We start from the raw sequence: 24,540 nt of genomic DNA, 5'->3' as shown, positions 1-24,540 counted from the left end.
CATGAGAAAATATCTGATATCGACCGTGGCGGCATCGGCGCTTGCGCTGGTGCTTGGCATGACGAGCGTACGCGCCGAAGACGCCGTCGATCCGAATGCCAAGCAGGGCGGCGCGATCACCATTACCTACAAGGACGACGTCGCTACGCTCGATCCGGCCATCGGCTATGACTGGCAGAACTGGTCGATGATCAAGAGCCTGTTCGACGGGCTGATGGACTACGAGCCGGGCACCACCAACCTGCGGCCCGACCTTGCCGAGAGCTACGAGATTGCGCCCGACGGCAAGACCTTCACCTTCAAGCTGCGCCAAGGAGTGAAGTTCCACAATGGCCGTGAGATGACCGCCGACGACGTGAAATATTCGCTCGACCGGGTCACCAATCCAAAGACACAGAGCCCTGGTGCCGGCTTCTTCGGGTCGATCAAAGGCTATGACGATGTCGCTGCCGGCAAGGCGGAAAGCCTGGCCGGCATAACCGTCGTCGATCCCTACACGATCAAGTTCGAGCTGACCCGGCCCGACGCCACCTTCCTGCATGTCATGGCGATCAACTTCTCGCATGTCGTGCCGAAGGAAGAGGTCGAAAAATACGGCGCGGACTTCGGCAAACATCCGGTCGGCACCGGCGCCTTCAAGCTCGCGGAATGGACGCTCGGCCAGCGCGTGGTCTTCGAGCGTAACCCGGATTACTGGCACAAGGGCCTGCCGCATCTCGACAAGATCACCTTTGAGATCGGTCAGGAGCCGATCGTGGCGCTGCTGCGGCTCCAGAAAGGCGAGATCGACGTTCCCGGCGACGGCATTCCGCCGGCGAAATTCCAGGAGGTGATGGCCGATCCCGAGCAGAAGGCCCGTGTCGTCGAGGGCGGCCAGTTGCACACCGGCTATATCACCATGAATACCACCATGGCGCCGTTCGACAATGTGAAGGTGCGGCAGGCGGTCAACATGGCGATCAACAAGGACCGCATCGTCCAACTGATCAACAACCGTGCGGTGCCGGCCAATCAGCCATTGCCGCCGTCGATGCCTGGCTACGACAAAGAATTCAAGGGCTATTCCTATGACGTAGCCAAGGCCAAGGCCTTGCTTGCCGAGGCGGGGCATCCCGGTGGTTTTGACACGCAGCTGTTTGCCATGAATACCGATCCCAACCCGCGTATCGCGCAGGCCATCCAGCAGGATCTGGCGGCGGTCGGCATTAAGGCCAGCATCCAGTCGCTCGCCCAGGCCAACGTCATCGCCGCCGGCGGCGACAAGGCCGGTGCGCCGATGATCTGGTCCGGCGGCATGGCCTGGATCGCCGACTTCCCCGATCCGTCGAACTTCTACGGCCCGATCCTTGGCTGCGCTGGTGCCGTCCCGGGCGGCTGGAACTGGTCGTGGTATTGCAACAAGGAGCTCGACGCCAAGGCGGCCGAAGCCGACTCCATCGTCGACCCGGCCAAGGCTGGCGAACGCGCCAAGATGTGGAGCGAGATCTACGGCAAGATCATGGAAGACGCGCCCTGGGCACCGGTGTTCAACGAGCAGCGTTTCACCATGAAATCAACCCGCATGGGTGGCGCGGACAACCTCTATGTCGACCCGGTCCACATCCCGATCAACTACGACAATGTGTATGTGACCGATGTGCAATAACTGCGACTACACCATCCACGGGCGCCACCATCATTTCGGCTGGGACAATTCCTTTGTCCCGGCCGAACGGGTGGCGCCAGGGTCGACGATCGAGTTCCAGTGCCTGGACTCGTCCGGCGGGCAGCTGACGATGGAGAGCACCGTTGACGACGTTGCTTTGCTCGATTTTGCCAAGGTGAACCCGGTCACTGGGCCAATCTATGTCGACGGGGCAGAGCCGGGCGATGCCCTGAAAATCACCATCGAGGCGTTCAAGCCGTCCGGCTTCGGTTGGACAGCGAATATCCCGGGATTCGGTCTGTTGGCGGATGACTTCGCTCAACCGGCACTGAATATCTGGAAGTACGACGCCGCCTCGCTCGAACCCGCGCTGTTCGGCAAGAGCGGCCGGGTGCCGCTCAAGCCCTTCGCCGGCACCATCGGCAATGCCCCGGCTGAGCCGGGTCTGCATTCGGTGGTCCCGCCGCGGCGCGTGGGCGGCAATATGGACATCCGTGATCTCGCTGCCGGCACGGTGCTCTACCTGCCCGTAGAGGTCGCGGGAGCGTTGTTCTCGGTCGGTGACACGCACGCCGCGCAAGGCGACGGCGAGGTCTGCGGCACGGCGATCGAGAGCCCCATGGACGCCGTGCTGACGCTCGATCTGGTCAAGGATGCCCGGCTGCGGACGCCGCGTTTCACGACGCCCGGTCCGGTGTCGCGACATCTCGACGCCAAGGGCTATGAGGTGACAACCGGTATCGGGCCGGATCTGATGGACGGCGCCAGGAGCGCCGTCTCGCAGATGATCGACCTGCTCTCCGGCCGCTACCGCATGGATCCGGTAGACGCCTATATGCTCGTGTCGGTTTGCGGCGACCTGCGCATAAGCGAGATCGTCGACATGCCCAACTGGGTGGTTTCTTTCTACTTCCCCCGCTGCGTCTTTGAATGAAGGTGGAGGACATCAAACGATCCGGGCAGGCCGCCGCGGAGAGTGGCTCTGTCAGGCCGGTACTCAGCGTCTCAGGTCTGAGCGTCGCCGTGCGCGGCGAAGAGGGCGACCGCGACGTCGTTTCCGACCTGACATTCGACCTGATGCGCGGCGAAACGCTTTGCATCGCCGGCGAGTCCGGTTCCGGCAAGTCGATGACGGCGCTGGCCATCATGGGCTTGCTGCCGCAGCCGGCGGCACGCATCAGATCAGGCTCCATCCGGCTCGGCGATCAGGATCTCGCGGCTCTTAGCGAGAGTGGTATGCGCCGCATCCGCGGCGACCGCATTGCCATGATCTTTCAGGAACCGATGACATCGCTCAATCCGGTTCTTTCCATCGGCCGGCAGCTCACGGAGGCGATCGAGGCACACGCCTCGCTGTCGCGCTCCAACTCGCGGCTGAGGGCGCTCGAGGCGCTGAAGGCAGTCCGAATTCCGGATGCCGAACGGCGGCTCGAGCACTATCCGCACGAACTCTCAGGCGGCATGCGCCAGCGTGTGATGATTGCCATGGCTCTGGCCCTGAACCCGGATGTGCTGATCGCCGATGAACCGACGACCGCCCTCGACGTCACCGTTCAGGGCGAGGTGCTGGAGTTGCTGCGTGACCTGCAGCGCGAGCACGGCACCAGCGTTATCCTGATCACGCACGACATGGGTGTCGTCGCCGAGATGGCGGACCGCGTTATCATCATGCGCGATGGCCGGATGGTCGAGCAGGGCAGCGCGACCGACATCTTCACCCGCCCGCAGGCAGATTATACGCGCGAGCTTCTGGCCGCCGTGCCACGCATCGGCGGTGGACGGCCGGCCGAAGACCGACAAGACGCCGCCCACATGCCGGCCGAGCTTGTATCCGTCAGCGATCTTCACGTCCGCTTCGACCTGCGCGGCGGCTTCTTCGGTCGCGTTGACCGCAGGGTGCACGCGGTCGAGGGCGTCAGTTTCTCGATCGCGCCGCACGAAACGCTGTCGCTGGTCGGCGAATCGGGCTGCGGCAAGTCGACGACGGCCAAGGCGATCGCCGGGCTGGTGCCCTACACCGGCAGCATTTCAATCGGCAGCCACGACTTGTCGGCGCTCAGCCGCAAGGAGCGCAAGGCTGTACGCCGCAATGTGCAGATGATCTTTCAGGATCCCTTCGCGTCCCTCGACCCGCGCATGCGAGTAGGCGATCTCGTCGCCGAGCCTCTGCTGATCCACGGCCTCGGCGACAAAGAGCAACGGCACGCCCAGATCGCCGCACTGTTCGAACGCGTCGGCCTCTCCGCTGACCAGATGGAGCGCTATCCCCACGAATTCTCCGGCGGGCAGCGCCAGCGAATCTGCGTTGCACGGGCGCTGGCGCTGCGACCAAAGCTGATCATTGCCGACGAGAGCGTCTCTGCTCTCGATGTGTCGGTGCAGGCGCGCGTGTTAAGATTGCTGAAGGAACTGCAGCGCGAATTCGGCGTCGCATATCTCTTCATCTCGCACGACATGGCGGTGGTAGAGAACATCTCCGATCGCGTGGCGGTAATGTATCTGGGGCAGATCGTCGAGATGGGCACCCGCGACCAGATCTTCTCCAACCCGCGCCATCCTTACACAAAGCGGCTGATCGAAGCCGTTCCGGTTCCCGATCCAGGCCGGCGCCGCGCCCGGTTCGCCCGTTTGGACAGCGAAATTCCAAGCGCTGTGCGGCGCATCGGTGACGAGCCCCGGAAACTCAAGCTTGAAGATGTTGGCGACGGCCACCTCGTCGCCACTTGATCAGCTTAGGCCGCCTCGTCCAGCCAATCCGCAGACGCTCGGGGACAGCAGCATATGTGATGCTCGGGCGGCAGGATGTGATCGGTGATGGCGCTGCCGCGGCAGCGCCAATCGGCGATGCCGAGTTGGCAAGATCGCCAGTTTACATCTGACATGTTAGCGTGCTAACGCTACGTGCACATTGATTTCAACGGAGATCGCATTGGCTTCCCGCTTTGGTCTTTCGGTTGCCTTAGCCACACCCTTCGACCCGTCGGGGCAGATAGCGCTCGCGCCGATGATCGCGCACGCCCGAGCCTGCCTTGGCGCCGGCTGCAGCAGCGCGACGCTGTTCGGCACCACCGGGGAAGGAGCCTCGGTGGGCACCGACGAGCGGCGGATCGTCACCGAAGCCATGTTGGCGGCCGGTATACCGGCACATCAACTCGTCGCCGGCGTGCTGGTCGATGCAATCGAAGATGCCGCCGATCAGGCTCGGCACGCTTTGCAGCGCGGCGTTCGCAACATTCTGCTCGCTCCGCCGAGCTACTTCAAGAATGTCGGCGAGAACGGGCTGTTCGGATGGTTTTCCGCCGTCTTCGCCGCACTCGGCCCGCTGGCGCGTGATGTGCTCCTCTATAACATCCCCTCTGTCACCATGGTGCCGCTCCCGCTTGGGCTGATCGGCCGGTTGCGCGCCGCCTTTCCCGCTGTGGTGGCCGGGGTGAAGGATTCCGGCGGGGACTGGAGCTACAGTGAGGCGCTGCTTGAAGCGCATGGCGATCTGGTGATCCTGATCGGCGACGAACGGCATCTGGCGAGAAGCGTGCGCCGCGGCGGACAGGGTGCGATTTCCGGCATGGCTAATTTTGTTACCGGCGAAATCCTCGCAATGGTCGAAGACGGCCGCGACGACCCACGCGTCGAGGACTTCGTGCTCGAATTGCTCAAATACCCGGTCACACCGGCGGTGAAGGTCATGGTCGCGCGCACGACCGGCGACGAGCGCTGGCTGGCGGTCCGCCCGCCCCTGGAGGCGATCGGCCCACAAGGACGGCGGCAGCTTGCCGCGGCCTACGACAGGCTGTTTGCGACAGAGGCGGCCTGACCGACAAGGCCGGGCTGGCCGACAAGGAAGCGAGCTGAAGTGGAAGACGGCAGCGAACCGATCACTCTCCGGGAGAAAGCCTATGCCAGCTTCACGCGGCATTTGCTGGCCCGTGATCTGCGGCCGGGGCAGTTCGTGTCACAGCGCGAACTGGTCGCTTTCACCGGGCTGCCGCTGGGCGCTATTCGCGAGATCGTCCCGCGTCTCGAGGCCGAGGGATTGCTGACCACCATCCCGCAGCGCGGCATGCAAATCGCGCACATCGACATCAATCTGATCCGCGAGGCCTTTCAGTTTCGGCTATTCATGGAACGCGAGGCGGTGGCGCTATTCACGGCCAGCGCTTCAGATGCCGAACTTGCCCGCATGCGGCGCGAACACGAGGAGATGCTGGCTCAAGCTCTGGGGCAGGCGCCGACGCCGGAAATGGAAGCCAAGGCCCAGACCATCGACTGGGCCATGCACGATACCTTTATCAATGCGCTGGGCAACGAGATCATCGCCAAGGCCTATCTGGTCAACTCGGTGAAAATCCGGCTGATCCACCAGGAGCGTTTCCGCATCGACGGTCGCGTGGTGCCGGTGATGCGCGAACATTTGGCGGTCATCGAAGCCATGGAGAGCCGCAATTCGCAAAAGGCGGTTGAAGCGATCAGTCTGCATATCGACAATGCGCGCCGGCTGGCGCTCCAGATCTGAGGAAATATAGCCGCGCCGCGGTTCGCGGCGCATCCACAACGACAGCAACCGGGAGGAAGAAATGTCGTCCAATCTGTTCAACCCAACCAGGAGGCAACTCCTTGCCGGAACCGCGGCGCTCACCGCCGCCGGCCTTGTGGGGCTCCGCCCTAGCTTTGCCGCAGGCGTCGACTGGAAACGCTTTGCCGGGACGACGCTTGACGTCAATCTGGTGAAAAGCCCGCGCAGCGACACCATCCTGAAATATCTCGCCGAGTTCGAGGAACTGACCGGCATCAAGGTCAATGCCGAGGCCACGCCCGAGCAGCAGCAGCGCCAGAAGACGGTGATCGAATTGAGCTCGGGCAAGCCCAGCTTCGACGTCGTGCATCTGAGCTACCACGTGCAAAAGCGCCAGTTCGAGAAAGGTGGCTGGCTGGCTGACATCGCCGGCTACCTCGCCGACCCGTCGCTCACCGACCCGGGGTTGGTCGAAAGCGACTTCGCCGAGGCCGGCATGCTGTTTGCCAAGGACGGCCAGGGCGTGCTGCGCTCGCTGCCCTTCTCGGTGGACTACTGGATACTCTATTGGAACAAGGAGCTGTTCGAGGCCAAGGGCCTCAAATACCCCGAGACCTTCGAGCAACTGGTGGCCGCCGCCGAAGCGCTGACCGACCCGTCGACCAATACATACGGCTTCGTCGCCCGCGGGCTCAAGAACGCAAATACGCCGGTGTGGACATCGCTGATGCTCGGCTACGACATGACGCCGCTCGACGACAAGGGCAAGCTGCGCACCGAGGCTCCCGAGGCGATCGAGGCTGCCGCGCTCTATCAAAGATTGATGACCAAGTCCGCCCCTCCGGGCGTCACCGGGTTCAATTGGGCCGAAGCACAGTCTGCCTTCCTGCAAGGCAAGATCGGCATGTGGCTCGACGGCGTGGGTTTTGCCCCGCCGATGGAAAACCCGGAAAAATCGAGGGTGGTCGGCAAGGTCGGCTACGGCGTCATGCCCAAGGGTCCCAAGGCGCATGCCTCGGGCACCTTTGGCGACGGGATTGGCGTTACCGCCGCCAGCGAGAAGAAGGAGGCCGCCTATCTGTTCTGCCAGTGGGCGGTATCGCCAGCCATGGGCGCGAGGCTGTTGCAGGCCGGCGCCGGCGTTCCGTTCCGCAAATCCGTGCTGGAGGATCCCAAGGTGCGCGAAGGCGTCACTATGCCGGCAAGCTGGCTTGATGCCGTGATCGGCTCAGGCAATATCAGCCGGCTGGCGCTGCCGGTCATCATTCCCGTCACCGAATTCCGCGACATCTATGGCGTGGCGCTGACCAACATGATTGCCGGCGCCGATCCCGCCGCCGAGCTGAAGAAGGCCACCGAGCAGTTCCAGCCGGTTCTCGACAGGAGCGAGCAGGGCTGATGTCGGCCACCACCCCAGAACAGACCGGGGTGACGATGCCGGTTATCGACGGGAGCCAGACGATCCGGCTGGCTCCCAACTACTGGCCTTTCGTTGTCCCCGCACTCGTCGTCGTTGGCGCCGTCATCGTTTTTCCTTGGGCTTTCACGCTGTGGATGAGCGTCAACCGCTGGACGCTCGGCCAGTCGCGGAGCTTTGCCGGGATGGAAAACTACCTCCGCCTGGCAAGCGACCCACGTTTCTGGGAATCCCTTGTTCATACGTTGACCTACACCTTCCTCTCGGTTGCAGCGCCGATGCTCCTGGGCACCCTGGCCGCCCTGATCTTCGACGCCAGGTTTCCGCTGCGCGGTCTGCTGCGCGGCGTCTTCGTCATGCCGATGATGGCGACGCCCGTTGCTGTGGCACTGGTTTGGACCATGATGTTCCATCCTCAGCTCGGCGTACTCAACTACTTGCTGTCGCTGGTCGGCATCCCGGCTCAGGAATGGATATTCAATGCCAACACGGTCATCCCGTCGCTGGTTGCGGTCGAGACCTGGCAGTGGACGCCGCTGGTCATGCTGATTGTGCTGGGTGGGCTGGCTTCGGTGCCGCGCGAGCCCTTCGAAAGCGCCGAGATCGACGGCGCCAATGCCTGGCAGCAATTCCGCTATCTCACTTTGCCGATGATCGCACCGTTCCTGATGATCGCGGTCATCATCCGCACCATCGATGCGCTGAAGAGCTTCGACATCATCTACGCGATGACCCAGGGCGGGCCGGGCACGGCCTCGGAAACCATCAACATCTATCTCTACAACACCGCCTTCTCCTACTACGATATCGGTTACGGTTCGGCCATGGCCGTGGTGTTCTTCATTGTCATCGTGGCCCTGTCTTTTGTCCTGCTGATGCTGCGCCAACGCTCGCAGTGGATCGATACGGAGGGCAAATAGATGAGTTCACGGCTGCTCAACCAGATCGGTCTGTTTTTCGCTGCCCTGGTTTTCGTCTCGCCGGCGATCCTGTTCTTCCTCTGGATGATCTCGCTGTCGCTGAAGTTCGAAATCGACAACGGTGCCTATCCGCCGATCCTGATCCCCGAACGTTTCGCCTGGTCGAACTATGTAAAGGTGTTCGAGGAGAACAATTTCCTGCTCTATCTCTGGAATTCGGTTCTGGTGACCGGCACGGCGACCTTGCTGGCGCTGCTGATCGGCGTACCGGCCGGCTATGGCATCGCGCGGCTCAAGGCCGAGCGATCCGCCGTCGTCATCATGATCGCCCGCATGACGCCTGGGCTATCCTATCTCATCCCGCTGTTTCTGCTGTTCCAATGGATCGGGATTCTCGGCACGCTCTGGCCGCAGATCATCATCCACCTGGTGGTGACGGTGCCGATCGTGGTCTGGGTGATGATCGGCTATTTCGAGACCACGCCGATGGAACTGGAAGAGGCAGCCAATATCGACGGCGCCAGCTCCTGGCAGGTTTTCCGGCTGGTTGCCCTGCCCATCGCCAAGCCGGGCATCGTCGTCGCCTTCATCCTGTCCGTGATCTTCTCGTGGAACAATTTCGTCTTCGGCGTGGTGCTCGCCAGCCGGGAGACGCGCACATTGCCGGTCGCCGTCTACAACATGCTGTCCTACGAGCAGGTCAGCTGGGGGCCGCTCGCCGCGGCGGCGCTGGTGGTGACGCTGCCGGTGCTGATCCTGACCATGTTCGCGCAAAGGCAGATCGTCGCGGGGTTGACCGCCGGCGCCGTCAAGGGCGGCTGAGGCGCGTCCGGACATCACTTTTTTTCCAGGAAAGATCCAATGGCATCGGTAACGATCAACAACGTGCAGAAGGCCTTCGGGGCCACCAAGATTATTCACGACGTCAGTGTCGATATCGCCGACGGCGAGTTCGTCATCCTGGTCGGCCCGTCGGGATGCGGAAAGTCGACGCTGCTGCGCATGATTGCCGGACTTGAAACGATCTCGGGCGGGAGGATCGCAATCGGCGAGCGCATGGTCAACAATCTGCGGGCGCGAGACCGGAACATCGCGATGGTGTTCCAGAACTATGCGCTCTATCCGCATATGACTGTGGCCGACAATATGGGCTTTGCCCTGAAGATCAAGAAAGCCGACCCGGCCGACACCGCTGGCCGGGTCCGGAAGGCAGCCGGCATTCTTGGCCTGGAAAAGCTGCTTGACCGCTATCCGCGCCAGCTTTCCGGCGGCCAACGCCAGCGCGTCGCCATGGGCCGCGCGATCGTACGCGACCCGCAGGTTTTTCTGTTCGACGAGCCGCTCTCCAACCTCGACGCCAAGTTGCGCGTCCAGATGCGCGGCGAGATCAAGGCCCTGCACCAGCGGCTGGGTACCACGACGATCTATGTCACGCACGACCAGATCGAGGCCATGACCATGGCCGACAAGATCGTCGTGCTGCATGACGGCCTGGTCGAGCAGATCGGCGCGCCGCTTGACCTCTACGACCATCCCGCCAATCTCTTCGTTGCCGGTTTCATCGGCTCGCCCGCGATGAACTTCATCGCCGGCCGCATCGAGGAGGGCGTGTTCCGCAGCGCCGGCGGGTTGATCCTGCCGTTGCCGGAAGGCACCCAGCCGGCGGATGCCGCAGGACGTGAACTCGTCTACGGCATTCGCCCGGAACATATCCGGGCAACCGGGCAGGGCATGCCGGGCACGGTCACTCTTCTCGAGGCGACTGGCTCCGAAATCTTCGCCAGGGTCGACTGCTCCGGTGAAGAAATCTCCTGCCTCTTCCGAGAGCGGCTTGCGCTCAAGCAAGGCGAAGGGGTGCGGATCGAGATCGACCGCGCATGTGCGCATCTGTTCGACGCAGCAACCGGTCGGCGCATCTGACCCTATGGTCTGGTGAATGCGTGGTCGGCCTCAGGTCGGCAACGCGAATTCAACGGCAAGTTCGATGGCGCGGCCTTCGCGGGCCGATCTCTGGGCGGCGAGACCCATGACGACGGCCCACCAGCCGTCTTGCAAGGTCACTTCCACTTTGCCTTGTCCGCGCACCGCAGCGGTGAAGCGGACATGCTCGAAATAGGTCGAACCGTTATGGTCGCCTGCCTCGAGCAGCCGGGGGTCGACGGGAATCTCCAGCAGGCGTGGTCCAGGCGGATTGCGCGGGCTGACGATCAACTGGGGCACTGGCGCAGGGCCAAGGTGGGTCGGCCAGAAGCGACCGGGACCCGGCACCAGACATTCGATCTTTCCGTCGCCGCCGACAGCGCAGAGTTCCTCCTGGTAGCGGCTGCCCTCGGCGAACATGCAGAGTTCCAGCATGGCGCGCGCACCGCTCGCGAAATCAACCAGCACATAGCCATGGTCAAGGATATCCGGCCTCTCACCGCCGTAGCGTTCGTCGAGATGGTTTACGGCCTGTCCAGCGCTCGCCATCACGCGGACGGGGTCGGATCCGAGGATCAGCCGCATCAGGTCGAAGAAGTGGCAGCACTTCTCGACGAATGTGCCGCCGGTGTTGCGGTTGAAGCGGTTCCAGTCGCCGACCTTGGCCAGAAACGGGAAGCGGTGCTCGCGGACCGTCAGCATGCGGATGCCGCCGGTGGCGTGGCGGGCCTGCTCGACGAATGCGGCGACGGGCGGCATATAGCGGTATTCCATGGCCACCCAGACGAGCGGAAGCCGAGCTTTCAGCGCCGCGATCCGCCCCTCGCCACCGGCGTCGGTGAAGAGCGGCTTTTCCACCAGCACCGGCAGTGGTCGAAGTGCGGCGATCTGCTCCATCTGACCGAGGTGCTGGTGGTTGGGGCTGGCAATCAAGACGCAGTCTACCTCGTCCATGGCCAGCAGTTCGGCGATCGATGCCGCCGATCGCGCGCCCGACGCCGTCGCCAGCGACGCCGCCAACATGCCGGGGTCCGGCTCGAAGATCGCGGCCACATGCGCGTCGGGCAACAGAGCGATGTTGCGGATGTGCTCGCGGCCCATCATGCCGCAGCCGATGATGCCGTAGCCGATCGATGATCTGGTCACGCTGCGACTTCCTCCGGCCTATCTGAAACGCGTGACGTAGCGCGCCGCGCCCGGATCGAACCAGCTGCGGGAATATTCCGCGCTGGCGCCGTCGCCAGCCCAGGCGATACGTTCAATGAAACCCACGACCGTCCCCGGCGGTGGCCTGAACTCGAGCGGGACCCAGTCCGGCGCGGGTGCGACGGCAACATGGTCTTCGGCCCGAACGATCGTAAAGCCGAGCGCGAGCCGGTAGTGGAGATAGAGGGATTCCGACAGGTCCTCGCGCTTGAGCCGCTCGGCGCGGCTGACGTCGAGCCAGATCTCCTCGACCGCGGCCGGCTCGCCGTCGAGCCGCCGCAGCCGGCGTATACGGTGGGCTTCGCCGGCGCTGCCGAATTGCGGCAGGTCGGCGGGCTTGGGCAGCCGCTCGACGGACAGCACGTCGGCGCTCGGCAGGCCGCCACCGCCGATGCGCTCCAGGCGAAAGAAGGCATAGATCCCGAGCAAGTCGCCGCGCGCTCGCACATAGTTACCCGAGCCCTGGATGCGATCGAGAAGGCCCTTTTCGGTCAAATCTGCCAGCGCGCGCCTGAGCGTGCCGACGGCAATCCCGAGGCTCGCGGCCATCTCGCGCTCGGGCGGCAGCCGCGCCCCGTCGGGCAGCCGTCCGGCCGCGATTTCGCGGATCAGCATTTCGCTGGTCTGCAAGTGCACAGGCAAGGGCCCGCGCATCTGGCTGGATCGGTGGCCTGGGTCCGCCCTTGTCAAATGCATCGGTGTTCCAATCGCATCTCGGTTTCGGGTTTGGCTCCAAAATTGATACAGTATTGATCTACACAGAAACGAATGCTACGCAAGCCCTATTCGCAGCTCCGGACGTCATTGAGTGGCCCGGACGTCTTTTCTGAAGAGTGGCAATGAGCATCGTCCCAATCACCTCGCCGGATCTCGATGCTGCCGAAGTCTCGTGGTTCGCCGCACTCTGCTCGGACGACTATCGATATCTCGGCATGCCGGACGGCGCACTGCGCTCGGGCTGGGCGCATTGCTCCGAGATCGTGAAGACGTCCGAGGCACTCGGTTTCCGCAACATCTTGTGTCCGTCGTCCTATCAGGTCGGCCAGGACACGCTGAGCTTCGTTGCCGGCTGCGCGCCGATCACGTCGAAGATCAATCTGCTTGCCGCTGTGCGCTGCGGCGAGATGCAGCCGATCATGCTGGCGCGCACGATTGCGACGCTGGACCACATGCTGGAAGGCCGGCTGACGGTGAACGTCATTTCGTCGGACTTTCCGGGCGAGACAGCCGACAGCGCCTACCGCTATCAGCGTTCCCGCGAGGTGGTGCAGATCCTGCGCCAGGCCTGGACCAGGGACAGCATCGATTTCGAGGGCGAGGTCTATCGCTACAAAGGGCTCTCGACGGCGCCGGCGAAGCCCTATCAGCAGAATGGCGGCCCGCTGCTCTATTTCGGCGGTTATTCGCCCGACGCGCTCGAGCTTTGCGCCGAACAGTGCGACGTCTACCTGATGTGGCCGGAAACCAGGGAGGAGCTTGCCGGCCGCATGAGAGCAGTCCACGAGCGCGCCGAGCGTCATGGGCGGACGCTCGACTACGGCCTGCGCGTCCACATGATCGTGCGCGATACCGAGGCAGAGGCAAAGGAATATGCCCGGGAGCTGGTTTCGAGGCTGGACGACGAGCAGGGCAGGGCGATCCGCGAGCGCGCGCTCGACGCCCGATCGCTCGGCGTATCGCACCAGGCCAGGAACCGCCAGATCGCCGATGCCGAAGGCTATGTCGAGCCGCATCTGTGGACGGGGGTCGGGCGGGCGCGCTCTGGCTGCGGCGCGGCGCTGGTGGGCTCGACCGATCAGGTTCTGTCGGAAATCGAGGCGTATATGAAGATGGGGATCCGCGCCTTCATCTTTTCCGGCTACCCCCATCTCGACGAGGCGCGTCATTTCGGCACCAAGGTCCTGCCCCAGCTCAAGACATGCTCGCTCCCGCACGCCTATGGCCGGGTGCCCGAACGGATCCCGGCGACACCACTGGGAACGGGGGAGCGCCGCTGATGGAGCATGTCGTGTGCGATCCAGGCCTTTTGCGCAATGCCTTCGGGCGTTTCGCCACCGGCGTCACGGTCGTCACCACCGGCACGGCCGACGGCCCGGTCGCAATCACCGCCAACAGCTTCTCATCCGTGTCGCTCGACCCGCCGCTGGTGCTCTGGTCTATCGGCCGCCACTCGCGCCGGTTCGAAGCCTTCGCCAATTCCGCGCACTACGCCATTCACGTGCTGGCGGAAGATCAAATCGATCTGTGCTGGCGTTTTTCGAAGTCGGGGACGGACTTTGCCGATCTTGACCTGTCATGGAGCGAGCACGGCGTGCCATTGCTGCCGCGCGCGCTGGCGCGGTTCGAATGCAGCGTCGCCGACCGCTTTCCGGCTGGCGACCATATGATCCTGCTTGGACGTGTCCTTGAACTGGAGACGCAAGAGGGGTTGCCGTTGCTCTTTGCTGGCGGCAAGTCGCGCGCTCAAGAGGCCAGTTGATGACCGCCGGCGCCGCTCCGGGCTGGTGCCGTCGACTGGCGCACCACGAGATTGCAGGCAAGTTCGACGCGACGCGGCGGCGACCCCGAATGGGCCATGTCGTCGAGCAGCAGGCTAAGCGCCGCCGATCCGATCTCGCGCATGGGAATGTGCATCGCCGTCAGCGGCGGATTGCAGAAGGCAGCGAGCGGCAAGTCGTCCATACCGACCACGGACACATCGCCAGGCACCGAATATCCGGCCTCCTGGACGCCGGCGATGGCACCAAACGCCAGGCTGTCGCCGGCCGTCAGCACGGCGGTGAAATCGAGGCCGCGGGCCGCGATGCGCTCGGTCACGGCCCTGCTCGCAAGTTCCGGCAGCCAGTCCTGCACCTCGACCACGAAGTCGTCGAAGCCGACAATGCCGGCCGTGATCAGCGCGTCGCGCCAACCTTCGTAGCGCCGCTCGATCGTGCGCCGCCCACGCCGCATCAGGAACAGGATGCGGCGGTGGCCGAGGCCGATCAGATGCTGCGCGGCAAGCATGGCGGCAGAGCGATTGCAGGGCGTCACGCTCGAATGGCGCATCGAGGGATCGTCGCCGTTGACGAGCACGATCGGCTTGGCGAATCCGGCTGTCAGCGTCAGCACATCGTCATCGTCCAGTGTCAGAAACAGGCAGCCGGCGACGGTGTCGTCGCGCTCGGATTCACGCAGCAGCGCGATTTCGTCCTCGGGCGCCGAAACCGGCCGGGTCACCAGTTCGACGCCCAGCAACCGGGCGCGCTCGTTGAGCCCATCAAGGACATGGTAGGTGAACTGATTGCGGGCACTGTCCACCATTGCCACGCTGCTTGCGGCCAGGATGACCTTGCGGCCGGCAACCGAGGCGGGAATGGCATAGTTCATCGACTTCGCCGTTTCGATGATCCTGGTGCGAAGCTCGTCCCTCACGCCGCCGACACCGCTCAGCGCACGGGAGGCGGTGCTGACCGACACGCCGCAACGCGCCGCGATCTCCTCAAGTCGAATGCGGCGGCTGGGGCGCCCGCGCTTGCCCTGGATATTCATCCGCTCCGTCATCTCCGCCAAGTCACCCGATTAATGCAAAAAATTTTCAGATTGCGCAAGAAAAATGGCTGTGAAACAGTTCCGATGAAGCGGGAGAAACGGGAGGAGTGATGCCGCTGTCGGCCGAACGCCTGAATTCCGTGCTTGCCAGCCTCGTGGCCGGCATGACCGGCTTGCGTCATGACGGGCGGTTCCATGAGCCGAATCTCGACGGCACGCCGGGCGACTATGTCAGCTTCGACAGCTGGGAATGGCCGCAGGGCGTCGGGCTCTACGGGCTGGTTCGGCTGTGGGCGCAGACCGGCGACGATCGGCTGCTGCAGACGATCGAGGCCTGGTACGACCGACGAATCGCTGCCGGTCTCCCTGCGATGAACGTCAACACCACGGCGCCTCTGCTGGCGCTAAGCGAATTGTGGCGGCGCCGGCGCCAGCCGCGCTTCGAGCCGGTCCTGCGCGAATGGGCCGAGCAGGTAGTCACCGCCTTGCCACGGACGCCCGAAGGCGGTTTCCAGCATGATGTTTCGGACCGGGTCAACGACGACGAATTGTGGGACGACACGCTGTTCATGGTGGCGCTGTTCCTCGCATCCTACGGCCAGGCTGCCGGTCAGCGTCGCTTCGTCGAGGAAGCAGAAAGGCAATTCCTGGTCCACGCCCGTTATCTCGCCGACCCGGCATCAGGGCTGTGGTTTCACGGCTGGACGTTCGCGGGACGGCACAATTTCGCCCGTGCGCGTTGGGCGAGAGGCAATGCCTGGATTACCGTCGGTATCCTCGAACTGGTGGAGTTCGCCGAAATTGCACCCTCGGTCCGGGCCTATCTGCTCGGCGTGCTGGAGACGCAGATCAACGCCCTGCTCGAGGTGCAGGCAGGTTCGGGCGCATGGCACACTCTGCTCGACGACCCGACGTCTTACGAGGAGATTTCCGCCACGGCCGGCTTCGGCTACGGGTTGATGAAGGCCGCGCGGCTCGGAATCGGCTCGACAGAGTGCCGTGCCGCCGGCCTCCGCGCCTTGGAAGCCGTGGTGGCCAACATCGATGACAAAGGTGTGGTGGCGAACGTGTCTTATGGCACACGCATGGGCGCCGACCTGCAGTTCTATCGCGATATACCCATCCATCCGACGGGCTACGGACAGGCGCTGGCCATTCTGTGCTTGACCGAAGGGACCCGGCATCTGCAGTCGAAGGTGGAGGCGGCATGATGCGGACGCTCTATGGCGTGTCGCCGGGCGATATTGCCGGCATGGACACGGACCGGCTGAGGGCCGAGTTCCTGGTCGACGGCTTGTTCCGGCCCGGCGCGATCGAATTCGTCTACACCCATGTCGACCGCATGATCGTCGGTGGCGCGGTGCCGCTGGCCAACCCGCTGACATTCGGCAACGGGGCCGAAGTCGGCACGCCGCTCTTCTTTGACGCGCGCGAGATGGGCATCGCCAATCTCGGCGGCAATGGCGCCGTCGCGGTGGACGGCAGGCGCTTTCCCGTGGCTAACCGCGACATCGTCTATATCGGACGCGGAGCGCGCGAGGTGACGCTGGAGAGCGACGATCCGGAGAGGCCGGCACGCTTCTATATGAACTCGGTGCCGGCCGGCGCCGCTATTGCGCACCGTCTCATCGTCAACAGCGAAGCCAAGCCGCTTGTGCTCGGCGAGGAGGCTCGCGCGAACAGGCGCACGCTGCGCATGTACATCCATCCCGAAGTGGCCCCGTCCTGCCTCTTGCTGATGGGGATCACCGACCTCGCGCCGGGCAGTGTGTGGAATACCATGCCGCCGCATCTGCATGAGCGGCGCATGGAAGCTTATTGCTACTTCGACCTCGCCGAGGCCGACCGTGTGGTCCATCTGATGGGCCGGCCTGACAAGACGCGCCACCTGATGGTTGCGGACGGTGACGTTGTCCTGTCGCCCGCCTGGTCTATCCATATGGGTGCCGGCACCGGCCCCGATGCTTTCGTCTGGGGCATGACCGGCGAGAACCAGGCCTACACCGATGTCGATCCAGTACCCGTGAAGGATTTGCGATGAGCGAGGCCGCGCAAAGCGTTCGGACGGACTTTACGCTGCGCCGGCCGCTCGTGGCGGGGCAGCCAATCGTCTATTGGCGGCTCGGGTCTATCGCCGAGCAACGCTACGACGTGGCCGACCAGCCCATGCAAGGCGAGATGGATCCCTTCTTCTTCCTTACCAAGCACAAGAATTTCATTCCCCATGAATATCCGTGCCGCACGCAGTTCGCAGCGGAACGACGCGGCAAGCGACCACAGGTCAGCGCCGAATTCGGCGCTGAGCGCATCTGGTTGCCCTTCGCCTCGCCACGCATCGACCTGTCGGGCTTCTGGTTCCGGCCGACGGTGCTTGGGACCTGGGCCGAGACCACCATCGAGGCGGCCTCGAGTGGCGAGGTGATGGTACGGCTGCGTACATGCGGCGGCGCCATACTCTTTGCCAATGGCGAGGAAGCCGGCTGGATGGCGCCCTACGGCCGCAATCTGGAAAGTGCCGAGCACTTCAAGATCGTGCTGAGGGTCGGCCGCAACGACATTCGCATATGGTTCGACGATCTCGCCGAGCGCGACGCCCGCTACTATTTCCAGCTCGATTATCTATCCGGTCCGGCTGCTTCGGTCGCACTGCCGATCGAAGTCGAGAGCGGCGTTGCCGATGCGATGGAAGCAGCCCTCGACGACATGCATTTCGACCGTCCCGCCTATGACGGCGGCGAGGTGGCGCTCGTCACCGGCGTGGCCCTGCCGCGCGACGCGCAAGTCGAGATCGAGATCGAAGGCGATTTCATGTCGATCGAGACGCCGGTGCGCTTCGCCTTCGATCTGCCAACGGGCCAGACGCGGCTGCCGATCGCCGATACCGAGCAGCTGCCGGCCGACTTTCGCCATTTCAAGGTGTCGCTGAGGGTCGCAGACCATGCCGTATCGCGTGTCTTCGGCGTCGAGATATGCCACGCGCACCGTCAGGGCGATGCGCCGGAAACGCTTACCGCGCGTATAGATGAGGCTTTGCGCGAGGTCGCCGATCACGCCGAGGCCGATACGGTGCGCGCGCTGGCGCGCCTGGCGATCGGGCAGCAGGGCGCCGAGACCGACGCCATGATCTCCGGCACGCTGCCGGCGATCGAGGATTGTCACGATTGCGCCGACTTCATCCTGGTGCCGCTGCTGTGGTGCCGCAAGGCCTATGGCGATCGGCTGGAAGTGAGCCTGCGCGCGCGCATCGACAACGCCATCCTCGGCTATCGCTACTGGATGGACGAGCCCGGCAATGATGTGCAGTGGTACTTCTCCGAGAACCACGCGCTGCTCTTCCACACCGCCGCCTATATTGCTGGGAGCCTGTTGCCTGATGTGCGGTTCGTGCGGTCGGGCCGCCTTGGCCGCGAACAGTCCGCGGTGGGAGCCGCGCGGGTACGCGCCTGGCTCGATCATTTCGAGGCATGGGAGATGGCCGAGTTCAACTCGGCGCCCTATTTTCCGATCGACCTCAAGGGCCTGTGCGCGCTCTACGCGCTGGCCCCGGACAAGGACATCGCCGAACGTGCCGGCAACGCAGTCATACGCCTGCTTGAAATCGTCGCCCGCTCGGCGCATCGCGGCATCCTCACCGGGGCGCAGGGCCGCTCCTACGAGCACACGCTGCGCGCCGCGCGTTCCCTGGAATTGTCCGGCATCTGCCGCATGCTTTGGGGCAAGGGCAATTACGGCATGCGCTTTCACGCGCTGCCGCAGCTGGCATTGTGCCTGCGGGATCACGATTTGAGCGTTCCGGACGGGTTGGCAGCAATTGCTTCCCTCACCGACGATACGGCGTGGGAATGGACTTTCGCGCAGGGACAAGACCGCTTCGCGCGGCTCTACCACTACAAGACGCGCGGCCATGCGATGGGCAGCGCCGCTGGCTATCGCTGGAATCAATGGGGTTATCAGGAGACCGTCATTCACGCCCGGCTGGGCAAGAATCCGGATGCGCAGATCTGGATCAACCACCCCGGCGAAGTGCTGCAGTCGGGATATGGCAGACCATCATATTGGGGTGGCTCAGGCACGTTGCCCCGGCTTCACCAATACCGCGACCTCGCCATCGTCAGCTTCTCCTGCTCGGATGAACAGCCCGACTTCACGCACGCCTGGTTCCCCGCACGTGCCTTCGATGCCGTGCGAGTGGGTGGCGATCGGGCGTTCGCGCAATCGGGCGACGCCTTCGTCATGCTGAAGACGGATGTGTCGCTCACGCAGGTCGTGGCCGGCCCGACCGCCGGCAACGAGTTGCGGGCGGCGGGACGCAGGACGACGTGGCTCGTTCGCCTCGGTGACCGGAATGCCAATCTGTCGGCCCTTGACGCCTGGACTGCCGTTTTTGGGGATCTGTCGGTGCGGCCAGGTCCCGACGGCGAGTTGATCGTCGAGGATCCGGAGTACGGCACGGTGCATTTCCTCGCCGACGCAAGGATCGTGGCTGAGGGACGTACACTCGATCCGGCCAACTGGACCGTGCGCGGTGAGGCGATGCGCATGAAGCACAGAGAGTAGGGAGGAATCGGCTGCGACGCTCAAGAGGAGAGGGCGTAGCGGCTTGAACTATCGGGGCGCCGCCCCGCTAAAGGAGGAGACGAAAGCATGAATAAGTCCCGCACTTTGCTGGCCGCGCTATCGGTCAGTCTGCTCGCATCGACCAGCGCATTTGCCGGCGACGTGCGCATCATGTGGTATTCGGACGGTGTCGAAGGCGATGTCATTCAGGACATTCTGAACCGCTTCATGAAGGACAATCCCGACATCCACGTCACGCTCGACAACGTCGCCTACAAGGTGATCCAGGAGCAGCTGCCCATCCAGCTCGAAGCCGGCCAGGGCCCGGACATCGCCCGCGTCACGAACATCAAGGAGCTTGCCCAGCACTGGCTCGATCTCAGGCCACTGGTGGCCGATCCGAAATATTGGGAGGACAATTTCGCTGACACGCTGGACTGGATGCGCCCCGACGGCTCCAACGCCATCCCGGGTTTCATGACCCAACTCACGCTCACCGGCGGCTTCGCCAACAAGACGCTGTTCGAACAGGCCGGGGTGCCGCTGCCTGGCGACAAGGCGACCTGGGACGACTGGATCAACGCCGCCGCCGAGGTGGCGAAGAGCCAACAGCTTCCGGCTGCCTTCGCCATCGACCGTTCCGGCCACCGCATTTCGGGTCCGAATGTCTCCTTCGGAGCGAACTATATCGGCCCCGATGGCATGCCGGCCAAAGTGGACGACGGCACCAAGGCGTTCGTCGGCAAGCTCGTCGACTGGACCGCCAAGGGCCTGATGCTGAAGGATACCTGGGTGTCGGCGGCAGGCTCGACCTACCGCGCGGCCGCCGATGACTTCATCAACGCCCAGATCCCGTTCTACTATTCGGGCAGCTGGCAGGTCGCCAATCTGTCGACCAAGATCGGCGACAGTTTCGACTGGGTGGCAACCGGCTCGCCCTGCGGTACTGCAGGCTGTTCGGGCGTGAAAGGCGGCGCGGCGCTGGTAGCCATCAAATACACGAAGAATCCCAAGGACGTCGCCAAGGTCATGGATTATCTGGCCCGTGAAGACGTGGTGAAAGAGTTCAGCGAGCGCACGCTGTTTCTGCCCGCGCACAAGGGCGTCGTAGACAAGGGCGGGCTGAAATGGGTCTCGGCCGACAAGAATGTCGGTCCGGCGCTCGACAAATTCGTCAAGGCGGCGGGTGAAACCCTGCCGGCGGCCGATGCGCTGCCGCCGTGGAAGTGGGCCAATGCTTACTTCGCCGCGCTGGTGACGCGCGTCAGCCAGGTGATGGCCGGCGAGCTCAGCCTCGACGATGCCTGGGGCAGGATCGACCAGGATATCGCCGACAAGGTTGCCGAGGCGAAGTGACCGCCGCCGCGACACTGAAGGCATGGATTGGCGCCGCCCTCGCGGCGCCGGTCGTGTGGCTGGCATCGATCGTCAACGTGCCGCTGAAGTTCTGGCAGCGCGCGACGGGCACCGGCGGCATGGCCGCGTTCTTCCTGGCCCCAAACATGGCGATCTTCGGCATTTTCGTCCTGGTGCCGATGATCATCAACTTCTTCTATTCGGCCACGTCAGGAACGGCCTACTTCCTGCAGGACCGAACCTATGTCGGGCTCGAGCAATACCAGCGCCTGCTCGATTGCGGCAACTACCTGGACACTGCCACTTGCCACGAGGATCTCTTCTGGAAGGCCGTGCACAATACCGGCCTGTTCGTCGTCGTGCAGGTGGCGCTGATGACGGTCGTGTCGATGGCGACAGCGCTGATCCTCAACCGTGAGATCGTCGGGCGCAGCTTCTGGCGCGCGGTGTTCTTCTTTCCGGTGCTGCTGTCGCCCGTCGTCACCGGTCTGATCTGGCGCTGGATCCTGCAACGCCAGGGCTTGCTGAACCTGATCGTCCATGATCTGGGCGGCGAGCCGCACAACTGGCTGACCGACCGCTTCTGGGCTTTCACCGCGGCCGTCAGCGTTTCGGTCTGGGCCCATATGGGCTTTTATGCGCTTATCCTGCTTGCCGGATTGCAGGCGATCCCGCGCGACCTTTACGAAGCGGCCGAGATGGACGGCACGAAGCCGGCGCGGGTGTTCTGGCGCATCACGCTGCCGCTGCTGATGCCTAACCTGCTTGTCGTCATCGTGCTGACGCTGATCCGCGCCGTGCAGATCTTCGACGAAGTCTATGTGCTGACGGGTGGAGGGCCGGGAACCTCGACCCTCTATATCACGCAGTACATCTATGAGATCGGCTTCGCCTCCCTGCTGCGCAATCCGGGGCTGGCTTCGGCGGCTTCGATCTTGATGGGGTTGGTGCTGGTCGTGCTCACCTTAGTTCAGCTGCAGGTCGGACGCCGGGGTGAGCGGAAAGGAGCCCGCGAATGAGCAGCGTCATGACATTCCTGACCCGCCGGCGCGGCGGTCGCGGCTGGCACTGGACGGATATCGTGAGCTGGCTGTGGCTGCTCGGCGGCGTTGTCATCATGTTCGGTCCGGCCGTTTGGCTGGTGGGTTCGTCATTCAAGACACCGGCACAGCTCGCCGAGTTCCCGCCGACCATAATGCCTTATGTCAGCCAACAGGCGAGGGTCGAAGGCTACGATAAGCCGCTGGCCCTCTACAGGGTGAAGCTTCCGGATGGTTCAACCAAGGTGCTGGCCGAGGTGCGGCGCATCGGCATCATGGCGCAAATGGTGGACCCGCAGGCGCCGAACGATATCGTCAAGGTCAACATCGCCGACCGGCAGCCGGTGCGCGAAATCGGCTTCGCAACGGAGAACTACACCGAGCCCTTCGTCCATTTCGACTTCCTGCGCTATCTGCGCAATTCGGTCTTTGTGACGGCAATGGCGACGCTGATCACGCTGCTCACCAATTCGATGGCCGCCTTCGCCTTGTCGAAATACAAGTTCCGCGGCCGCGATCTGACGATGCTTGTGATCGTCGGTACGCTGATGGTGCCGCTGTCGGTCATCCTGGTGCCGCTCTATTCGGTGGTGGGCGCCGTCGGACTGCTCGATTCGCTGTGGGGCGTGATCTTGCCGACCGTGGCGACGCCGACCGGCGTCTTCCTGCTGCGCCAATATATGCTGACCATCCCGGACGAGCTGCTCGATGCGGCGCGCATGGACAACGCTTCCGAATGGCAGATCTACTGGCGCATCGTATTGCCGCTTGCAGCACCGGCGCTCGCCGTGCTGGCGATCTTCTCGGTCGTCTGGCGCTGGAACGACTTTCTGTGGCCGCTGGTGGTGCTGTCGCGCAAGGAACTCTACACACTCCAGGTCGGCCTCAACACCTATGCCGGCCAGCTAAACGTGCAGTGGCACTACATCCTGGCGATGACCGTGGTGACGATGATCCCCGTCGTCCTCGTCTTCGTCTTCCTGCAGCGTTACATCACTTCCGGCATTGCCGGCACCGGACTGAAGTGAGGATGTCATGGGACGGATAACGCTGACCAACATCGATCGCGCTTACGGCAAGATGAAGATCTTGCACGGCATCAACCTCGACGTCGGGGACGGCGAGATGCTAGTCCTCGTCGGCCCGTCGGGTTGCGGCAAGTCCACGCTGCTGCGGCTGATTGCCGGGCTCGATCGGCCGACCGACGGCAAGATCGAGATCGACGGGGTCGACGTCACCAACGTTTCGGCCGCGCAGCGCGGTCTGGCGATGGTGTTCCAGTCTTACGCGCTCTACCCGCACATGAGCGTGCGCCAGAACCTCGCCTTCGGGCTCGAAAACATCCGTATGCCGAAAGCCGAGATCGACGCGCGGATCACGGAAGCGACGCGCATGCTGGAAATTGCTTCCTATCTAGACCGCCGGCCCGGTCAATTGTCGGGCGGCCAGAAGCAGCGCGTGGCGATCGGCCGTGCGGTGGTGCGCAATCCGACCGCCTTTCTACTCGACGAACCGCTGTCCAACCTCGATGCCGAACTGCGCATCACCATGCGCGCTGAACTGGCGGGCCTGCACCGGCGGCTGGCAACCACGATGATCTACGTCACCCATGACCAGATCGAGGCGATGACGCTGGCGGACCGCATCGTGGTCATGCGCTCGGGGCGGATCGAACAGGTCGGCCGGCCGCTCGATCTCTACAACGCGCCGGCCAACCTGTTCGTCGCCGGCTTCATCGGCGCGCCGCGGATGAACCTGCTGCCGGTGAAGGTGCGTTCGGCAAGCGGCGCCGAGGTGCGTGTCGAAGGTCCGGGCGGGCTGTCGGCCTCGGTCGCCGCCGACGGGGTCGCGCTGAAACCGGGAGACGACGCGACGCTTGGCATCCGACCACACGACATCCAACTTTCGGATGGCAGCAAGGGATCGGTGGAAGCGCGGATAACGCTGGCCGAGGCGCTGGGACCGGAAACCGTTGTCCACGCCACCATTGCCGGCGACAGCAAACTTATCGCCGTTCTCAAGCAGCAGGGCGTTGAATCGCAAGGGCCGCCGATCCACCTCGCTCTGCCGCCGGAGCGCATGCATCTCTTCGATGCCGCCGGGCTGCGTGTCGCACCGCGTTAGCCGGAGGCAAGATAGCGGGTTGTTTCATGAACTGTCGCAACTGCTGCACAGCGAACGCGTGTTGCGCGCTTGTCAAAACACAAAATAGGTGAACGTTAAGACAACCAAACTCTTCAAGAGGGCGCTCTCTGCGATCATTGCTGCCACGGGATGTCCGGAATTTACTTCAAAGTGGATTTTCTCGTGGACGGTCTTCGGCAATACGGAGATCCGCGCCGCCACGTTCGCGCGCCTGAATCCGGCCGACTGACAATACGACCTGTGCTGAGGTTCAGTACGAACTACCGATCAGGGCAAATGGGATGTTCGTC

At 63.7% G+C, this 24,540-nt stretch carries 21 protein-coding genes; 18 read left to right on the top strand and 3 right to left on the bottom strand.

The genetic code is table 11. From position 1 onward, the window contains the following. Window position 1 precedes the first annotated feature (1 nt). The 9 genes from NKH89_RS04875 to NKH89_RS04835 all read left to right on the top strand — a co-directional run bounded on the left by NKH89_RS04875 (window position 2) and on the right by NKH89_RS04835 (window position 10,415). On the top strand, window positions 2-1,645 hold the full coding sequence (locus NKH89_RS04875; protein WP_352589034.1) for an ABC transporter substrate-binding protein: 1,644 nt from the start codon (window positions 2-4) through the stop codon (window positions 1,643-1,645). Continuing rightward, window positions 1,635-2,579 carry an acetamidase/formamidase family protein gene (locus NKH89_RS04870; RefSeq protein WP_352908459.1) on the top strand — a complete coding sequence of 315 codons (945 nt, stop codon included), beginning with the start codon at window positions 1,635-1,637 and terminating at the stop codon, window positions 2,577-2,579. The genes NKH89_RS04875 and NKH89_RS04870 overlap by 11 nt, the downstream gene beginning before the upstream one ends. Further along, on the top strand, window positions 2,576-4,372 hold the full coding sequence (locus NKH89_RS04865) for an ABC transporter ATP-binding protein (protein ID WP_023716960.1): 1,797 nt from the start codon (window positions 2,576-2,578) through the stop codon (window positions 4,370-4,372). The genes NKH89_RS04870 and NKH89_RS04865 overlap by 4 nt, the downstream gene beginning before the upstream one ends. A gap of 202 nt (window positions 4,373-4,574) precedes the next feature. Continuing rightward, window positions 4,575-5,459: a dihydrodipicolinate synthase family protein gene (locus NKH89_RS04860; RefSeq protein ID WP_023716962.1), complete on the top strand. Its 885-nt coding sequence runs from the start codon at window positions 4,575-4,577 to the stop codon at window positions 5,457-5,459. A 39-nt stretch (window positions 5,460-5,498) separates the two neighbouring features. Then, window positions 5,499-6,158: a GntR family transcriptional regulator gene (locus tag NKH89_RS04855; RefSeq protein WP_023716963.1), complete on the top strand. Its 660-nt coding sequence runs from the start codon at window positions 5,499-5,501 to the stop codon at window positions 6,156-6,158. Window positions 6,159-6,219: 61 nt separating this feature from the next. Then, a complete protein-coding gene (locus tag NKH89_RS04850) occupies window positions 6,220-7,557 on the top strand; it encodes an extracellular solute-binding protein (RefSeq protein ID WP_023716964.1) in 1,338 nt (445 codons plus the stop codon). Between the two features lie 35 nt (window positions 7,558-7,592). Continuing rightward, window positions 7,593-8,495, top strand: coding sequence for a carbohydrate ABC transporter permease (locus NKH89_RS04845; protein ID WP_245274609.1), 903 nt, complete (start codon window positions 7,593-7,595; stop codon window positions 8,493-8,495). Further along, window positions 8,496-9,317, top strand: a complete 822-nt coding sequence (locus NKH89_RS04840; protein ID WP_023674179.1) for a carbohydrate ABC transporter permease — start codon at window positions 8,496-8,498, stop codon at window positions 9,315-9,317. A gap of 39 nt (window positions 9,318-9,356) precedes the next feature. Then, complete coding sequence (locus NKH89_RS04835; protein WP_023716965.1) at window positions 9,357-10,415, top strand: ABC transporter ATP-binding protein; 1,059 nt, start codon at window positions 9,357-9,359, stop codon at window positions 10,413-10,415. A 30-nt stretch (window positions 10,416-10,445) separates the two neighbouring features. On the opposite strand, the gene NKH89_RS04830 is transcribed toward NKH89_RS04835, so the two are convergent. Then, entirely contained in the window at window positions 10,446-11,519 is a 1,074-nt protein-coding gene (locus NKH89_RS04830) for a Gfo/Idh/MocA family protein (RefSeq protein WP_502895933.1), read from the bottom strand. 60 nt (window positions 11,520-11,579) lie between these two features. Further along, the gene (locus NKH89_RS04825) at window positions 11,580-12,236 is read right to left on the bottom strand and encodes a GntR family transcriptional regulator (protein ID WP_245278494.1); all 657 of its coding nucleotides are present in this window, start codon (window positions 12,234-12,236) and stop codon (window positions 11,580-11,582) included. A gap of 224 nt (window positions 12,237-12,460) precedes the next feature. Between NKH89_RS04825 and NKH89_RS04820 the strand changes: the two genes are divergently transcribed. Beyond that, window positions 12,461-13,618: an LLM class flavin-dependent oxidoreductase gene (locus tag NKH89_RS04820; RefSeq protein WP_352908458.1), complete on the top strand. Its 1,158-nt coding sequence runs from the start codon at window positions 12,461-12,463 to the stop codon at window positions 13,616-13,618. Next, window positions 13,618-14,100: a flavin reductase family protein gene (locus NKH89_RS04815; protein ID WP_023716969.1), complete on the top strand. Its 483-nt coding sequence runs from the start codon at window positions 13,618-13,620 to the stop codon at window positions 14,098-14,100. Before NKH89_RS04820 ends, NKH89_RS04815 begins: the two co-directional genes overlap by 1 nt. Here NKH89_RS04815 and NKH89_RS04810 read toward each other — a convergent pair. Then, a complete protein-coding gene (locus NKH89_RS04810; RefSeq protein ID WP_502896872.1) occupies window positions 14,085-15,164 on the bottom strand; it encodes a LacI family DNA-binding transcriptional regulator in 1,080 nt (359 codons plus the stop codon). The two genes, NKH89_RS04815 and NKH89_RS04810, sit on opposite strands and share 16 nt — an antisense overlap. A 98-nt stretch (window positions 15,165-15,262) precedes the next feature. On the opposite strand from NKH89_RS04810, the gene bglB reads away from it, so the two are divergent. The 7 genes from bglB (at window position 15,263) to NKH89_RS04775 (ending at window position 24,229) form a co-directional block, all read left to right on the top strand. Further along, window positions 15,263-16,363, top strand: coding sequence for a beta-galactosidase BglB (bglB, locus tag NKH89_RS04805; protein WP_352494368.1), 1,101 nt, complete (start codon window positions 15,263-15,265; stop codon window positions 16,361-16,363). Beyond that, the gene (kduI, locus tag NKH89_RS04800; protein ID WP_352908457.1) at window positions 16,360-17,193 is read left to right on the top strand and encodes a 5-dehydro-4-deoxy-D-glucuronate isomerase; all 834 of its coding nucleotides are present in this window, start codon (window positions 16,360-16,362) and stop codon (window positions 17,191-17,193) included. The genes bglB and kduI overlap by 4 nt, the downstream gene beginning before the upstream one ends. Next, window positions 17,190-19,709 (top strand): hypothetical protein, encoded by a 2,520-nt coding sequence (locus tag NKH89_RS04795; protein WP_352908456.1) that lies wholly within the window; start codon window positions 17,190-17,192, stop codon window positions 19,707-19,709. Before kduI ends, NKH89_RS04795 begins: the two co-directional genes overlap by 4 nt. Before the next feature lie 87 nt (window positions 19,710-19,796). Continuing rightward, a complete protein-coding gene (locus NKH89_RS04790) occupies window positions 19,797-21,065 on the top strand; it encodes an ABC transporter substrate-binding protein (protein ID WP_352846120.1) in 1,269 nt (422 codons plus the stop codon). Then, complete coding sequence (locus NKH89_RS04785; RefSeq protein ID WP_502896871.1) at window positions 21,062-22,084, top strand: carbohydrate ABC transporter permease; 1,023 nt, start codon at window positions 21,062-21,064, stop codon at window positions 22,082-22,084. The genes NKH89_RS04790 and NKH89_RS04785 overlap by 4 nt, the downstream gene beginning before the upstream one ends. Then, on the top strand, window positions 22,081-23,133 hold the full coding sequence (locus tag NKH89_RS04780; RefSeq protein ID WP_023716976.1) for a carbohydrate ABC transporter permease: 1,053 nt from the start codon (window positions 22,081-22,083) through the stop codon (window positions 23,131-23,133). The genes NKH89_RS04785 and NKH89_RS04780 overlap by 4 nt, the downstream gene beginning before the upstream one ends. A 7-nt stretch (window positions 23,134-23,140) precedes the next feature. Continuing rightward, complete coding sequence (locus NKH89_RS04775) at window positions 23,141-24,229, top strand: ABC transporter ATP-binding protein (protein WP_352483677.1); 1,089 nt, start codon at window positions 23,141-23,143, stop codon at window positions 24,227-24,229. Window positions 24,230-24,540 lie beyond the last annotated feature (311 nt).

The organism is Mesorhizobium sp. M0923, assembly GCF_040319365.1.
Lineage (GTDB): Bacteria > Pseudomonadota > Alphaproteobacteria > Rhizobiales > Rhizobiaceae > Mesorhizobium.
This window is presented reverse-complemented; position numbering and strand designations above follow the sequence as displayed.

Coding starts and splice junctions, on each gene's coding strand:
- NKH89_RS04790 (WP_352846120.1), top strand. CDS start 19,797: ATGAATAAGTCCCGCACTTTGCTGGCCGCGCTATCGGTCAGTCTGCTC.
- NKH89_RS04850 (WP_023716964.1), top strand. CDS start 6,220: ATGTCGTCCAATCTGTTCAACCCAACCAGGAGGCAACTCCTTGCCGGA.
- NKH89_RS04810 (WP_502896872.1), bottom strand. CDS start 15,164: ATGACGGAGCGGATGAATATCCAGGGCAAGCGCGGGCGCCCCAGCCGC.
- NKH89_RS04865 (WP_023716960.1), top strand. CDS start 2,576: ATGAAGGTGGAGGACATCAAACGATCCGGGCAGGCCGCCGCGGAGAGT.
- NKH89_RS04830 (WP_502895933.1), bottom strand. CDS start 11,519: ATGATGGGCCGCGAGCACATCCGCAACATCGCTCTGTTGCCCGACGCG.
- NKH89_RS04825 (WP_245278494.1), bottom strand. CDS start 12,236: ATGCTGATCCGCGAAATCGCGGCCGGACGGCTGCCCGACGGGGCGCGG.
- NKH89_RS04795 (WP_352908456.1), top strand. CDS start 17,190: ATGAGCGAGGCCGCGCAAAGCGTTCGGACGGACTTTACGCTGCGCCGG.
- NKH89_RS04845 (WP_245274609.1), top strand. CDS start 7,593: ATGCCGGTTATCGACGGGAGCCAGACGATCCGGCTGGCTCCCAACTAC.
- NKH89_RS04835 (WP_023716965.1), top strand. CDS start 9,357: ATGGCATCGGTAACGATCAACAACGTGCAGAAGGCCTTCGGGGCCACC.
- bglB (WP_352494368.1), top strand. CDS start 15,263: ATGCCGCTGTCGGCCGAACGCCTGAATTCCGTGCTTGCCAGCCTCGTG.
- NKH89_RS04870 (WP_352908459.1), top strand. CDS start 1,635: ATGTGCAATAACTGCGACTACACCATCCACGGGCGCCACCATCATTTC.
- NKH89_RS04780 (WP_023716976.1), top strand. CDS start 22,081: ATGAGCAGCGTCATGACATTCCTGACCCGCCGGCGCGGCGGTCGCGGC.
- NKH89_RS04820 (WP_352908458.1), top strand. CDS start 12,461: ATGAGCATCGTCCCAATCACCTCGCCGGATCTCGATGCTGCCGAAGTC.
- kduI (WP_352908457.1), top strand. CDS start 16,360: ATGATGCGGACGCTCTATGGCGTGTCGCCGGGCGATATTGCCGGCATG.
- NKH89_RS04775 (WP_352483677.1), top strand. CDS start 23,141: ATGGGACGGATAACGCTGACCAACATCGATCGCGCTTACGGCAAGATG.
- NKH89_RS04815 (WP_023716969.1), top strand. CDS start 13,618: ATGGAGCATGTCGTGTGCGATCCAGGCCTTTTGCGCAATGCCTTCGGG.
- NKH89_RS04875 (WP_352589034.1), top strand. CDS start 2: ATGAGAAAATATCTGATATCGACCGTGGCGGCATCGGCGCTTGCGCTG.
- NKH89_RS04840 (WP_023674179.1), top strand. CDS start 8,496: ATGAGTTCACGGCTGCTCAACCAGATCGGTCTGTTTTTCGCTGCCCTG.